Genomic DNA, 13,630 nt, shown 5'->3' with positions numbered 1-13,630 from the left:
ACATTAAAAACGGTGGATTTCCTTATGGGATAATCCACCGTTCTGTTTTTCTAATGAACAGTTACGATTAGCTTTTGTAACTCTTCAATATCTATTTAACGAGTGGTAGATATTCTCCATAACCTTCCTCTTTCATTTTATCTTTCGGGATAAAACGAAGTGAAGCGCTATTGATGCAATAGCGTAATCCACCTTTCTCTTTCGGCCCATCTGTGAATACGTGTCCCAAATGAGCATCTCCGGTTTTACTGCGTACTTCCGTACGTATCATGCCGTGCGAAGTATCTTTCTTTTCTGCGATTAGATCTTTTTGAATTGGTTGGGAAAAGCTTGGCCACCCGCAACCTGAATCAAACTTGTCGGTAGAGACAAACAGAGGTTCTCCGGTAGTAATATCCACATAAATGCCGGGACGATGCTCATTCCAGTATTCATTGTGGAAAGCTGGTTCGGTGGCATTCTTTTGGGTTACGGCATATTGTTCCGCCGACAATTCCTTACGAAGGGTTGCATCATCCGCTTTTTGATACACTTTAGCTTTCGGCGCATTCGCTTTGCGTGCCATTTCGAATAAAGCGGGATTGATATGGCAGTATCCACCCGGATTTTTATCCAGATAGTCCTGATGGTAAGTCTCTGCCGGATAGAAATTTGTCAATGGCTTTACTTCTAGGACAATAGGAGTTTTATATTGTGCGGATAATAATTGAATTGCCTGCTTGATGACAGGGAGATCTTCTTTATCTACATAATAAATTCCGGTTCTATACTGTGTTCCCCGGTCATTACCTTGCCGGTTGAGGCTGGTAGGATCGATTGTCTTGAAATATAGATCGAGCAGTAAATTCAAATCTACTGTTTTCGGATCATAAACCACCTTTACTGTTTCGGCAGCATTGGTTTTTCCTGAACAGACCTGTTCATAACCCGGATTGGCAACATTACTGTTGGCATATCCTACCTGAGTACTTTCTACTCCTCGAATTTGTTTCAGGAAATGTTCTGTTCCCCAGAAACATCCTCCCGCAAAATAGATTTCTGCTTGATTCTTCATTGGTTTAGCAACTCCTAAAAATGTATTACTAATCATTACAATCACTATAGCGATAAAATACTTCATATCCGTTAGTTCTTTCTATAATAACGAATGAACCAACGGATATGTTTTAAGGAACTACTATACTAAACTCAACTTTATTTCTTTTTTATTCAATGACCTGTCCTTTGTAGAAATCCAGAATTTTAGTCCGGAACAGGTAGTCATATTTTGCCTGCAACTTATCCGAAAGAGCTTTCGTCAGATTAAGTTTGGCTTCATTGTATTCCACAAAGGTAGCCTTGCCGTTATTGAACTTCTCACTCATCAGGCGGAAAGACTCTTCGTTGGCTTTTACTGCCACTTCACTGGAGTTGTATTTACTTTCTGCTGCCAGAGCATTGTACCAGGCTTGCTGAATTTCTTTATAGAGTACTTTTTTGCTGTTATCCAACTTCAAGGATAAATCTATTTGTTGCAAACGAGCGGTGCGTACCCGGTTTCTTGTGGCAAAACGGTTGAAGATTGGCACGCTCAAATTAAATCCTATATATTTATTCAGATTGTTTTTCATCTGACTGCCGAAGCTGCTTTCTGATCTTCCGCTAACTGTATAATAATTACTTCCCAGACCGGCACTGAAAGAGAGTTGTGGATAAAACGCACTTTGGGCAATACGAATACTATTAAGACTACCTTGCAAACGATATTCTGCAGCCTTAATGCTTGGTTTGTAAGTAAGTGCCTGTGTATATATGTCATCCGGCGGAGTGAGAGATTCGAACTCTAATTCTTCCTTAGGGTTTTCGAGTACAAATCCTTCAGGCGTGGGTAATTCCAAGAGTTGGGTGAGATCCAGTAAGGATAGTTTGTACGTATTGTCTGATTGTACAGCAGTCATTTCATCCTGTGCGACACGGGCTTGTGCTTCGGCCACTTCAGAAGAGGATGCCTTACCCACTCCCTGAAGACCTTGAATACGTTTTAACTGGTCTTTGCTTAAATCGACCTGATTATGAGCAATCTTACTTAATTCTTGATTGAATAAAACCTGTAAATAAGCAGAAGTGACATTGATTGCAATATCTTCTCTGGCTTTATTCAAATCTTCTATGGCAGCTTTTAAATCTAGTTTGGCAAGTGAATATTGGTTGGACAATTGCAAACCGGTAAATATAGGTACGTTTGTTCCCAAGCTGAAACTGGTATTGGCGCTGTTAATGTCACTATACGAGTTGTCTATCGGAGAAGCAGTACGGCCCCAACTCCAGTTTTGGCTGGCACTACCGCTCAAATTCGGAAGGCGTGCCCATTTAGTGGTGTTTACACTCACTTTGCCTGCTTCGACATTATTGGCCGATTGACGGATTTCTATATTATGCTCAATGGCATAGTCGATACATTGCCGCAGCGTCCATGCTTGCGAAGAGTTGTTCTGTGCCTGGATGGAGGTGATTCCGACTCCGGCAAGCAGAAGGGCTGATATGGTTTTACGAATTATTTTCATCGGATTCAATTATTTATCTTTTTTCTCTGCACCACGTATTTTGTCCTGAATGGTTACCCCTTTCTTGATTTCTATCTTGATTCCATCACTCATACCAGCAGTCACCTGTGTACGCTGGAACTTTTGTTCGGGCACTGAATCTGTCATGATGTACACAAATGTAGAGTCACCACTAAATTCAACAGTACTTTCGGGCACTGCCAATACCTGATTGGCTCTTTGTAACACGATTTCCGCATTAGCCGAATATCCGGAACGAATTTGAACAGAATCCGGAATGGTAATCGCAGCTTTGATTTCAAACTGGTTGGCTCCATTGGTTTCCACCCCTTTGGGAGATATATATTCCAGAATAGCGTTGAAAGTCAGATTCTGTAAAGCTCCGATGGTCAGTTTGATTGGCATTTGTTCGTGGATACGTCCCACTTCTGTTTCATCAATATTACCGCGGAAAATCATGTCGTTCATGTTGGCTACCGTAGCAATCGTGGTTCCATCATTGAACGTGTTACTCATAATCACCGAATTACCAGCTTTTACAGGTACGTCCAGAATTAACCCGTCAATGGTAGAGCGAATCATCGTGCTACTGAAAGAGGCACTGTTTTTGGTAATTCCTTCTTTTACGATTTCCAGATTGTCTTTGGCCGTCTGTCTCTCTTCGCGAGCCTGCTTCAAAGCCACTTCACTTTTCTCGTATTCCTCCCGGCTGATTAACTGACCGTCATACAACTTCTTCACACGGGCAAAATCCGTTTCTGCCTGGGTTGCATTAATTTCTGCCAGGCGCACACGACTTTCTGCAGAATTCAGTTGTCCGAGTTCAGGGATTACTTTTACTTTGGCAATAACTTCCCCTTTTCTTACGGCTTGTCCGGCTTCTTTATATACTTCGTCGATAATACCCGAAATTTGCGGTTTGATTAAAATTTCGTCTCTCGGTTCCACCTTTCCGGTAGCTACTGTCGTTTTTTGGAGATCAGTCATTTCCGGTCTAACTGTTTCGTAAGTGATTACCTTAGGCTTGGATTTCTGATAAAGGAATACGAATGTTCCGACAAGAATGATAGCAACGACTACCAATAATGTGATTTTCAGATACTTTTTCATGATTTTATTTATAATTTTATTATTTACGATTGATGATTGAAACTAAACTCCTCACATATCCAGATAACTGTTCCACTTCCTTATTCATCCCGAATCGCTTCAATCGGTTTGATAGCCATGGCCCGGTAAGCAGGTGCCAGACCTGCCAACATTCCCAGTGCAATTAGAAGGGCACAAGTGCCGATTGCTAGTCCGAAAGTGACTTGAAAACGGACGTCCCCTCCGTCAGCGTTGGCTCCCATCTCTACAAGTTGCAACACCATGACGGCAAAGGATATTCCACACATTCCTGCAATGGTGGTAAGTACCATACTTTCCGATAGAATTTGTTGCAGAATATCTTTCGGTCGTGCACCGATTGCCCGGCGGATCCCAATTTCAGTGGTACGTTCTTTGACGGTCACCATCATAATATTGGATACGCCGATGGCACCTGCCAGCAAAGTTCCCAATCCTACCATCCAAACCAGTATGTTGATACCGGTAAACAAGTTATCGACCATAGAGAACATGGCTTCGGCATTCAGGCACATAACAGCCTGTTTGTCATCCGGAGAGATATAATGTGCGGCTTTGATGACCTGTTCCATTTTGGGTTGTACTTCAGATACTTTGACTCCATGCTTCGCAGTGAAACAGATCACATCAATTCGTCCTCCCAGATTATATGTTTGCTGCATCGTAGTGAAAGGAAGAGTGACAGCTTCCGAAGCCCGTCCCTGTATATTCATGTCCCCTTCGGAAGAAGACATGCCAATCACTTGATAATAAATGCCATCTACTCTTACATATTTGCCACACGGGTCTTCTCCCGGTTTGAAAAGACTTTCATAAATTCGTTTTCCGATGACACATACTTTGCGTGCTTCCTTTATATCCACCTCATTGATGAACCTGCCGTATGCCATTTCCTGCGATTCAATGTGGAGATAATCCGGATACAATCCTTTCACGCTACAATCATATTTCTTATCTTCGTATACAGCTTTGGAACCCCAACGGGCTACGGAAGGAGTAATGATCTCCACCTCTTTCACTTGGGAGCGAAGGCGGTCGATATCGGTAGATTCCAGATTCCACCATCTTCCTTTGCGGAAGCCTTTGTAAGCCTCGCCCGTTCTTTGCGAGACAAGGAAACCGGAATTGGTGGCAAATCCTTCAAAGTTCTTTTTCATCATGTCCTCCAATCCTTGCCCGCCGCCGATAAGGGCAACGAGCATAAAGATTCCCCAGAAAACACCGAATGCAGTCAGCAGGCTTCTCGTTTTATTTCTTGTAATGGTAATGAGGATTTCCTCACAGGTATCCATGTCTATTCTCATAGTCTTAATCTGCTCTAAGTGCTTCGATCGGTCGGATGCTGACTGCTTTTCGGGCAGGGAATAATCCGGCTAACGTACCAGCTATTATTAATGTGAGTGTAGCCTGTATGGCGATTCTTATATCTACTGTCGGATTCAGGAAAACGGTTTCCGTCCACATTCCGGTGTCCATAGTCTGATTACCGAAAGTGCTGTTCATCCATTCGGTCACTCCGATACCGGCTACCATGCCGATATATCCGAATATGGTGGTGATGGTGACACTCTCTACGATAATCAACCAGAGAATGGAAAGTGGTTTAGCTCCCAAAGCCTTACGAATACCAAACTCGCGGGTACGTTCTTTGACGGTAATCAGCATGATGTTGGAAACTCCAACGATTCCGCTAAGCAACGTAAAGATACCGATTACCCAGATGGCGATACGCAACATGCCCGAACCTTTCTGCTGTTGCAGATAGTTGGTAAACCGGTTCCATATCCAGATGGCACTGTGGTCCGTAGGGTCAAACCGGTGATTGGCTCCCAATACTTTGCGGTAATGGGCTTCAAAAGCCTCATTGGCCTCTACTGTTTCCAGATTTTTGGTAGTCATGACCAGGTTATTCAGCTTGTCTCCTTTATTATAAATCGTTTGCAGAGTGGTAAAAGGAATGTAGGCATCACTGTCTCCGCTATCTCCTTTATCATTGTAGAGACCTACTACCTGATAAACCACATTTCCGGCATTGACAAACTGTCCGATTGGCTCGGTATGAGTCTTGTTAAAAAGGATTTCTGCTGTTTTCTTATGGAGTACAATTACTTTCCGGCGTTCCTTGATATCGATTTCATTGATAAAACGTCCTTCGAAAAGTTTCACGACTTCTACCTCGGTATGATTGGGATATACGCCGGAAAGGTTCAGGCTGACGTATTCTTGCCCGAAACTAAGATTTACGCCTCCCTGCCACACGGTTGCTCCGGCCTTGATGACATGATTCGGGAAATAATGACTGGTAGCATCCATGTCTTTATTGTCCAGTTGCACCCGTCTTCCTTCTTTCAGTCCGTCGTATGATTTACTGGTCCATCCCGGAAAAATCTTGATGGAGTTCATGGCACGTTCGGAAGCCGATTGCTCGAATGCGTGGATCAGTCCGTTACCTGCACCTAGTAGGACGATAAGCATAAAGATTCCCCATGCCACGGCAAATCCTGTGAGAAAAGTCCTTAGCTTGTTACGTTTGATGGTACTATATATTTCTTGCCAGATATCAATCATTTTTTTAAGTATTAAGTAATGAGTATCAAGTATTAAGTATTAGGCTGCGCTGTGGCCGCATGGAATTAATACTTATTTCATAATCCCGTCTTTTCCGAAAGGAGAAGCGTCATGGTCGATATTATCTTCAATACGTTCGATGATTCCATCTTTGATATGTATAATCTTGTCTGTCTGGTTGGCGACTCCACTTTCGTGGGTGACAACGACAATCGTCATTCCCAGTTTATGAAGATCTTTCAGAATCTGCATTACTTCCACAGAAGTTTTACTGTCCAAGGCTCCTGTTGGTTCATCTGCCAGAATGATTTGTGGTTGAGTGATTAAAGCTCGCGCAATGGCTACACGTTGTTTCTGACCGCCACTCATTTCGTTCGGCATGTGATGTGCCCAGTCTTTTAAACCCAGGCGGTCGAGATATTCCAAGGCAAGCGCATTTCGTTTTTTGCGACTTATCCCCTGGTAAAATAAAGGAAGTGCTACATTCTCTACGGCATCTTTAAAGGAAATCAGATTGAATGACTGGAAGATAAATCCGATCATACGGTTCCGGTATTCGGCGGCTTTGGTTTCGCTCAAGTTCTTGATGAGTACGTTGTTCAGGTAATAATCTCCGGTATCGTAGTTGTCCAGAATTCCCAAGATGTTGAGTAACGTTGATTTCCCAGACCCGGATGCTCCCATGATAGAAACAAATTCTCCCTGTTCGATGTTGAGATTGATACCTTTAAGTACATGGAGAGGCGCTCCGTTGTTGTAGGTCTTGTTGATATTCGTTAGTTGTATCACAATTTTCTTTATTTAGTTTCTGTTTTCTGATAATTTTCTACTATTAGACGTGCGAAAGATACGAAAAGTTGCAAACAGGTTGAACTTTTTTCAAAAAACATTTTGTAGACTCAATCTTCTTTACGTAATTTGTGTGCAGTAAACTTAATGATTAACTAACCCTTTTAAATAAAAGTATCATGAATTCAAACATGGAAAAACCCTACGTAGTAGGTATTGACATTGGCGGAACGAATACCGTCTTTGGAATTGTAGACGCACGCGGAACTATTATTGCCAGCAGTTCAATCAAAACATCTGGTTACCCTACAGTAGAAGAATACGCTGATGAAGTGTGTAAAAGTCTGCTTCCATTGATTATTGCTAATGGTGGTGTTGATAAAATCAGAGGTATTGGTATCGGTGCTCCGAATGGCAACTACTACACGGGAACGATTGAATTTGCTCCGAACCTGCCTTGGAAGGGAATTCTTCCGTTGGCTGCCATGTTTGAAGAAAGACTGGGTATCCCCACTGCTTTGACAAACGACGCAAACGCTGCTGCTATCGGTGAAATGACTTACGGTGCTGCCCGTGGTATGAAAGACTTTATCATGATTACACTGGGTACTGGTGTGGGTAGCGGTATCGTTATCAACGGTCAGATGGTGTATGGTCATGACGGTTTTGCAGGTGAGTTGGGACACGTTATCGCCCGTCGCGATGGTCGTCTTTGCGGTTGTGGCCGTAAGGGATGTCTGGAAACTTACTGCTCGGCTACCGGTGTAGCTCGTACAGCCCGCGAATTCCTTGCTGCCCGTACGGATGCTAGCTTGCTTCGTAACATTCCTGCAGAAAACATCACTTCAAAAGATGTGTATGATGCAGCTGTACAAGGTGATAAACTGGCACAGGAAATCTTTAGCTTTACAGGTAACATCTTGGGTGAAGCACTGGCAGATGCTATTGCATTCTCCAGCCCTGAAGCAATTGTATTGTTCGGTGGTTTGGCTAAGTCCGGTGACTATATCATGAAACCAATTCAGAAATCAATTGATGATAATATCCTGAATATCTATAAAGGTAAGACTAAATTGCTCGTTTCCGAATTGAAGGATTCTGATGCTGCTGTACTGGGCGCCAGTGCATTGGCTTGGGAACTGAAAGATTTGAAAGAATAACATTTCATTATTATAATAAAGGTAATGGAGCCTCGGGAGTTTATGACTTTCGGGGCTTTGTTTTATTTAGTCCTTTCTGACGTATACGGCTTATTCAGACAAAGGGTTATTCTCACCGTAGTGAGAAAATATTCTCATACCTATGAGAAATTATTCTCATTGCAGTGAGAATTTTTTCTCATGGGCATGAGAATGTTTGAGAAAATGCACAATAAAAAAGGGAACCTCATAATGAAGTTCCCTTTTTTATTTCGAATCGAAAAGTTCGGCTTATTAGTTAGCTCTTTTTTCTTTGATTCTAGCTTTCTTACCAGTAAGAGCACGCAGGTAGTACAATTTAGCGCGACGAACTTTACCTACCTTGTTCACTTCGATGCTATCGATAGCCGGTGATTCGATTGGGAAAATTCTTTCTACGCCTACAGTTCCTGACATTTTACGTACAGTAAAACGTTTTTTCTCTCCGTGACCGGCGATTTTGATAACAACACCACGGTACAGCTGTACACGTTCTTTGTTACCTTCAATAATACGATATGCTACTGTTACAGTGTCTCCTGCTTTGAAGCTCGGGTGCTGTTTTCCGGTAGCGAATGCTTCTTCTGCAATTTTAATTAAATCCATTGTTGTTATTATTAAATTGTTTCATCGTTACAACGCAACATACCAAGTATCTCTTCTCTTGACAGCGATTGCGCGAAAGCGGTGCAAAGTAACGAATTATTTGCCAGATAGCCAAATGTTTTTGTATATTTGTAGCATATCTAAAAATAGCGAACATGAAACAGACTTATGCAAAGTATCTGATGGTGGCAGCGTTGGCAGGAGGCTTCCTGTTTACTTCCTGCCGGACCGCACGCGAGACTACGGCTCAGTACGAAGTAACTAAAGTAGAGGGTAGCATGATAACAATTGATTCTGTTTGGGACACCCATCCCAATGCGAAAGCTGCCGAAATATTAAAGCCTTATAAGGAAAAGGTAGACGCGATGATGTATGAAGTCATCGGTACCAGTGCGATGAAAATGGAAAAAGGAGCTCCTGAAAGTTTGCTTTCCGACCTTGTTGCAGGTGTTTTACAGCAAGCAGCGGTTCAGGTGTTGGGGAAACCTGCCGATATGGGATTGGTAAACATGGGCGGCTTGCGCAATATCTTGCCCGAAGGGGATATCACAGTAGGCGATGTGTTTGAAATTCTTCCTTTTGAGAATTCTCTTTGCGTATTGACTATGAAAGGAACAGACTTGAGACGTCTTTTTGAAGCGATTGCATCTCTGCACGGAGAAGGAGTGAGCGGTATCCGCCTTGAAATCACCAAAGATGGAAAGTTGCTGAACGCCTTTGTCGGTGAAAAACCACTAAAGGATGACCAGCTTTACACGGTGGCCACTATCGATTATCTGGCAGATGGAAACGGACGGATGGATGCTTTCCTGCAGGCAGAAAAGAGAGTATGCCCCGAAAACGCAACCTTACGCGGACTATTTCTTGATTATGTACGCAAACAGACTGCCGAAGGCAAAGCGATTACCTCCAAACTGGATGGACGTATTACCATAAAATAAAAAGGAGAATCTAAAAATATTGAATATGAAAAGAATTCAGATATTATTCCTGTTATGTATTGCATTGAGCTTTACTTTCTCAATTTTTGCGCAGGATAAGGATACCAAAGAAGTGATTATTTTACAAACAAGCGATGTGCATAGCCGTATCGAACCTGTCAATCAGAAGGGGGACGAATACTATAACAAAGGCGGTTTTCTTCGCCGGGCTGCTTTTCTCGAACAGTTTCGTAAGGAGCATAAGAATGTGCTGCTTTTCGACTGCGGAGATATTTCTCAGGGAACACCTTATTATAATATGTTCCGCGGAGAAGTGGAAGTTAAACTAATGAATGAAATGGGTTATGATGCTATGACTATCGGTAACCATGAGTTTGATTTCGATGTGGATAATATGGAACGCATTTTCAAGATGGCTAATTTCCCGGTTGTTTGTGCCAACTATAATCTGGATGCTACGGTATTGAAAGATATAGTTAAACCCTACGTCGTTCTTGAGAAATATGGTTTGAGAATTGGTGTGTTTGGCCTTGGAACCCAACCCGAAGGGATGATTCAGGCTAATAAATGCGAAGGAGTCGTTTATGAAGATCCTATCCGCGTATCCAACGAAATAGCTGCTTTGTTGAAAGACGAAGAAGGTTGTGATTTGGTAGTATGCCTGTCTCATCTGGGCATTCAAATGGATGAACATCTGGTTGCCGGAACACGCAATATCGACGTGATTCTGGGCGGGCACTCTCATACATTTATGAAAGGCCCCAAAACATACTTGAATATGGACGGAAAAGAGGTGCCTGTTATGCACACGGGAAAAAATGGTGTTCGTGTAGGCCGTCTCGATTTGACTTTGAAACATAAATGAAGATAATCCCCTCAATAGTAACGCTTTTATTCCTTATTGCGGCCGGCACGGTTTCAAGTCCGGCGCAGAATGCTACAACCGTTGAACCTCTGCTGGTATATAAAGCCCTTCAGGACAAGGACTGCCGGCACTGGGTTGATTCGGTTATGGATAAGCTTTCCTTTAAAGAAAAGGTAGGGCAGTTGTTCATCTATACCATTGCCCCGGTAGATACCAAACGAAATCTGGAACTGTTGCGCGAAGTCATCGACACCTATAAAGTGGGCGGACTTCTTTTTTCCGGTGGGAAGATGCAAAATCAGGTTGAACTGACAAACCGGGCGCAACGGCAGGCTAAAGTCCCTTTGATGATTACCTTTGATGGAGAATGGGGACTGGCCATGCGTTTGCGTGGTATGCCTGTTTTTCCACGGAATATGGTATTGGGATGTATCCGTGACAACAAGCTGCTCTATGAATACGGGCGTGAAGTTGCTCGTCAATGTCGACAGATTGGAGTACAGGTCAACTTTGCTCCGGTGGCGGACGTGAATATAAATCCTGAAAATCCCGTAATCAATACCCGTTCTTTTGGAGAAGATCCGATACAGGTGGCTGATAAGGTAATCGCTTATGCTTCCGGTTTGGAAAGCGGAGGGGTTTTATCTGTGTGCAAACATTTTCCCGGACATGGAGATACTGATGTCGATTCGCATAAGGCGCTTCCGGTACTTCCTTTCACTCGTGAACGTCTGGATAGTGTAGAACTTTATCCTTTTAAAGAAGCCATCCGTGCCGGATTGGGCGGTATGATGGTAGGACATTTGCAAGTTCCGGTGATAGAACCGATTGGTGGACTTCCGTCTTCCTTGTCCCGCAATGTCGTATACGATTTGCTGACAGATGAACTGGCGTTCAAAGGACTCATATTTACGGATGCGCTTGCCATGAAAGGAGTGGCGGGAAATGGATATGTCAGTTTGCAGGCTTTGAAAGCAGGTAATGACATGGTATTGTCTCCCCGAAACTTGAAGGAAGAGATACCGGCTGTACTGGAAGCTATTGAAAAAGGAGAGTTGACCCGCGAAGATATTGAGAGCAAATGTCGTAAGGTCTTGACTTATAAATATGTGTTGGGGCTCAAGAAAAAGTCGTATGTACAATTGTCCGGCTTGGAACAACGCATTAACAGTCCGCAGACACGTGATCTGGTTCGCCGATTGAACTTGGCGGCAATAACCGTTTTGAACAATAAGAATCATATTCTCCCCCTGCATACAGACAAAGAACAGAAGATTGCATTGCTCGAAGTGGGAGATCCCGGAGAAACTAATGCGTTGGCGAAACAACTTTCCCGCTATACGTCTTTGGCTCGTTTTTCCCTTCGTGCCAATCAGACGGAAGAGGAAAATCAGCGGTTACGTGATTCTCTGTCTACCTATAAACGGATCATTGTAGCCGTCAGCGAACAGCGGTTGGCTCCTTATCAGCCTTTCTTTGCGAAGTTTGTTCCCGAAAGCCCGGCCATTTATCTGTTTTTTACTCCCGGGAAGATGATGTTGCAGATTCAGCGTGCGGTGGCTCATGCTTCGGCGGTGGTGCTGGGGCATAGCTATAGTAGTGATGTGCAGCGCCAGGTAGCAGATGTGTTATTTGCCAAGGCATCTGCAGACGGACAGTTGTCGGCAAGTTTGGGAGAGCTGTTCCCGGCGGGAGCAGGAGTGACCATTACTCCCAAAACACCGTTGCATTTCGTTCCGGAAGAATACGGGCTTTCCTCTGCTCATCTAAAACGGATTGATTCCATTGCATTGGATGGTATTCGTCAGGGAGCCTATCCCGGTTGCCAGGTGGTGGTGCTGAAAAACGGTCATGTCATGTTCGACAAGGCTTTCGGTACTTATACGGGCAAAGGAAGTTCTCGTGTCGAATCTACGAATATCTACGATCTGGCTTCCCTTTCAAAAACGACGGGCACCTTGCTTGCCATTATGAAGCTCTACGACAAGGGACGTTTTAATCTGACAGATAAGATTTCGGATCATTTGCCGTTCTTACAACGTACTGATAAGAAAGATATAACGATTCAGGAAATTCTGTATCATCAGTCCGGTTTACCCTCCTGGATTCCTTTCTACCAGGAAGCTATTGACAAGGATAGTTATGATGGAAAGTTATTCAGTGCACGAAAAGATGCACACCATCCGTTACAGTTGGGGACCACTTCATGGGCGAATCCGAAATTCAAGTTCAAAAGTGAATATGTTTCTTCCGTCAAAACCGGTGATTATACTGTTCAGATCTGTGACAGTTTGTGGTTAAATCGTTCTTTCCGAAAGGTGATAGAAGAGAAAATTGCAGAAGCTCCGTTAAAGCAGAAGCGCTATGTATATAGTGATGTCGGATTTATACTCTTGGGAATGTTGGTGGAACAATTGGCCGGTATGCCTATGGAAGCCTATTTGCAACGTGAGTTTTATGAGCCGATGGGGTTGGAGCATACAGGCTATTTGCCTTTACGCCGTTTTGCCAAATCGGAAATTGTTCCTTCTAATAAAGACCATTTCTTGCGTAAAGAGACTTTGCAGGGGGTTGTGCATGATGAGGCTTCCGCTTTCTTTGGCGGATTGGCCGGAAATGCCGGACTTTTCTCTACTGCCCGTGATGTAGCCCGCGTTTATCAGATGTTGCTGAATGGAGGGGAAATAGATGGTCAACGCTATCTAAGTAAGGAAACCTGCCAGTTGTTTACTACTGAAACATCGAAGATCAGCCGGCGTGGTTTAGGTTTTGACAAGCCCGATGCAGATGATCCGAAGAAAGGGAATTGTGCTCCTGCCGCACCTGCCGAAGTGTATGGCCATACCGGATTTACCGGTACATGTGCATGGGTGGACCCGGTGAATGAACTGGTTTATGTATTCCTTAGCAACCGGATTTATCCGGACGTAACGAACCGCAAATTGAACCAGCTGCACATTCGTGAGCGAATACAGGGAGCTATTTATGATGCGATGAAGAAAAAATAAAAAA

11 protein-coding genes are annotated in these 13,630 nt (G+C 43.5%); 4 read left to right on the top strand and 7 right to left on the bottom strand.

The annotated features are described in order from the left end of the window. Positions 1-91 precede the first annotated feature (91 nt). The 6 genes from msrB to H8796_RS02310 form a co-directional block, all read right to left on the bottom strand. Positions 92-1,120 (bottom strand): peptide-methionine (R)-S-oxide reductase MsrB, encoded by a 1,029-nt coding sequence (gene msrB / locus H8796_RS02335; protein ID WP_117936742.1) that lies wholly within the window; start codon positions 1,118-1,120, stop codon positions 92-94. Positions 1,121-1,205: 85 nt separating this feature from the next. Then, entirely contained in the window at positions 1,206-2,543 is a 1,338-nt protein-coding gene (locus H8796_RS02330; protein ID WP_117936778.1) for a TolC family protein, read from the bottom strand. A gap of 9 nt (positions 2,544-2,552) precedes the next feature. Then, the gene (locus H8796_RS02325; protein ID WP_117936740.1) at positions 2,553-3,653 is read right to left on the bottom strand and encodes an efflux RND transporter periplasmic adaptor subunit; all 1,101 of its coding nucleotides are present in this window, start codon (positions 3,651-3,653) and stop codon (positions 2,553-2,555) included. 80 nt (positions 3,654-3,733) lie between these two features. Then, positions 3,734-4,975 (bottom strand): ABC transporter permease, encoded by a 1,242-nt coding sequence (locus H8796_RS02320; protein ID WP_117936738.1) that lies wholly within the window; start codon positions 4,973-4,975, stop codon positions 3,734-3,736. 4 nt (positions 4,976-4,979) lie between these two features. After that, complete coding sequence (locus H8796_RS02315) at positions 4,980-6,239, bottom strand: ABC transporter permease (RefSeq protein ID WP_117936736.1); 1,260 nt, start codon at positions 6,237-6,239, stop codon at positions 4,980-4,982. 72 nt (positions 6,240-6,311) lie between these two features. Then, the gene (locus tag H8796_RS02310; protein ID WP_004296202.1) at positions 6,312-7,028 is read right to left on the bottom strand and encodes an ABC transporter ATP-binding protein; all 717 of its coding nucleotides are present in this window, start codon (positions 7,026-7,028) and stop codon (positions 6,312-6,314) included. Between the two features lie 179 nt (positions 7,029-7,207). On the opposite strand from H8796_RS02310, the gene H8796_RS02305 reads away from it, so the two are divergent. Next, positions 7,208-8,188 (top strand): ROK family protein, encoded by a 981-nt coding sequence (locus tag H8796_RS02305; protein WP_117512773.1) that lies wholly within the window; start codon positions 7,208-7,210, stop codon positions 8,186-8,188. Positions 8,189-8,461: 273 nt separating this feature from the next. Here the strand turns inward: H8796_RS02305 and rplS are convergent, their stop codons facing one another. Continuing rightward, complete coding sequence (gene rplS, locus H8796_RS02300) at positions 8,462-8,812, bottom strand: 50S ribosomal protein L19 (protein WP_117936735.1); 351 nt, start codon at positions 8,810-8,812, stop codon at positions 8,462-8,464. A 155-nt stretch (positions 8,813-8,967) separates the two neighbouring features. Here rplS and H8796_RS02295 point away from each other — a divergent pair, with 155 nt between their 5' ends. The 3 genes from H8796_RS02295 to H8796_RS02285 are packed head-to-tail and all read left to right on the top strand — an operon-like array spanning position 8,968 to position 13,626. Beyond that, the gene (locus H8796_RS02295) at positions 8,968-9,753 is read left to right on the top strand and encodes a 5'-nucleotidase C-terminal domain-containing protein (protein WP_117936733.1); all 786 of its coding nucleotides are present in this window, start codon (positions 8,968-8,970) and stop codon (positions 9,751-9,753) included. A 25-nt stretch (positions 9,754-9,778) separates the two neighbouring features. Beyond that, on the top strand, positions 9,779-10,618 hold the full coding sequence (locus tag H8796_RS02290) for a bifunctional UDP-sugar hydrolase/5'-nucleotidase (protein ID WP_117936731.1): 840 nt from the start codon (positions 9,779-9,781) through the stop codon (positions 10,616-10,618). Continuing rightward, positions 10,615-13,626: a glycoside hydrolase family 3 N-terminal domain-containing protein gene (locus H8796_RS02285; protein WP_117936729.1), complete on the top strand. Its 3,012-nt coding sequence runs from the start codon at positions 10,615-10,617 to the stop codon at positions 13,624-13,626. The genes H8796_RS02290 and H8796_RS02285 overlap by 4 nt, the downstream gene beginning before the upstream one ends. The last annotated feature ends 4 nt before the right edge of the window (positions 13,627-13,630 follow it).

This window comes from Bacteroides sp. M10, from assembly GCF_014334015.1.
Classification (GTDB): domain Bacteria; phylum Bacteroidota; class Bacteroidia; order Bacteroidales; family Bacteroidaceae; genus Bacteroides; species Bacteroides intestinigallinarum.
Note: the sequence above shows the minus strand (reverse complement) of the source record. Positions and strands in the feature narration are given on the sequence as shown.

What these genes read in the sequence shown, in the direction of transcription:
- msrB (WP_117936742.1), bottom strand. Translation starts at nt 1,120, where the DNA reads ATGAAGTATTTTATCGCTATAGTGATTGTAATGATTAGTAATACATTT.
- H8796_RS02330 (WP_117936778.1), bottom strand. Translation starts at nt 2,543, where the DNA reads ATGAAAATAATTCGTAAAACCATATCAGCCCTTCTGCTTGCCGGAGTC.
- H8796_RS02325 (WP_117936740.1), bottom strand. Translation starts at nt 3,653, where the DNA reads ATGAAAAAGTATCTGAAAATCACATTATTGGTAGTCGTTGCTATCATT.
- H8796_RS02320 (WP_117936738.1), bottom strand. Translation starts at nt 4,975, where the DNA reads ATGAGAATAGACATGGATACCTGTGAGGAAATCCTCATTACCATTACA.
- H8796_RS02315 (WP_117936736.1), bottom strand. Translation starts at nt 6,239, where the DNA reads ATGATTGATATCTGGCAAGAAATATATAGTACCATCAAACGTAACAAG.
- H8796_RS02305 (WP_117512773.1), top strand. Translation starts at nt 7,208, where the DNA reads ATGAATTCAAACATGGAAAAACCCTACGTAGTAGGTATTGACATTGGC.
- rplS (WP_117936735.1), bottom strand. Translation starts at nt 8,812, where the DNA reads ATGGATTTAATTAAAATTGCAGAAGAAGCATTCGCTACCGGAAAACAG.
- H8796_RS02295 (WP_117936733.1), top strand. Translation starts at nt 8,968, where the DNA reads ATGAAACAGACTTATGCAAAGTATCTGATGGTGGCAGCGTTGGCAGGA.
- H8796_RS02290 (WP_117936731.1), top strand. Translation starts at nt 9,779, where the DNA reads ATGAAAAGAATTCAGATATTATTCCTGTTATGTATTGCATTGAGCTTT.
- H8796_RS02285 (WP_117936729.1), top strand. Translation starts at nt 10,615, where the DNA reads ATGAAGATAATCCCCTCAATAGTAACGCTTTTATTCCTTATTGCGGCC.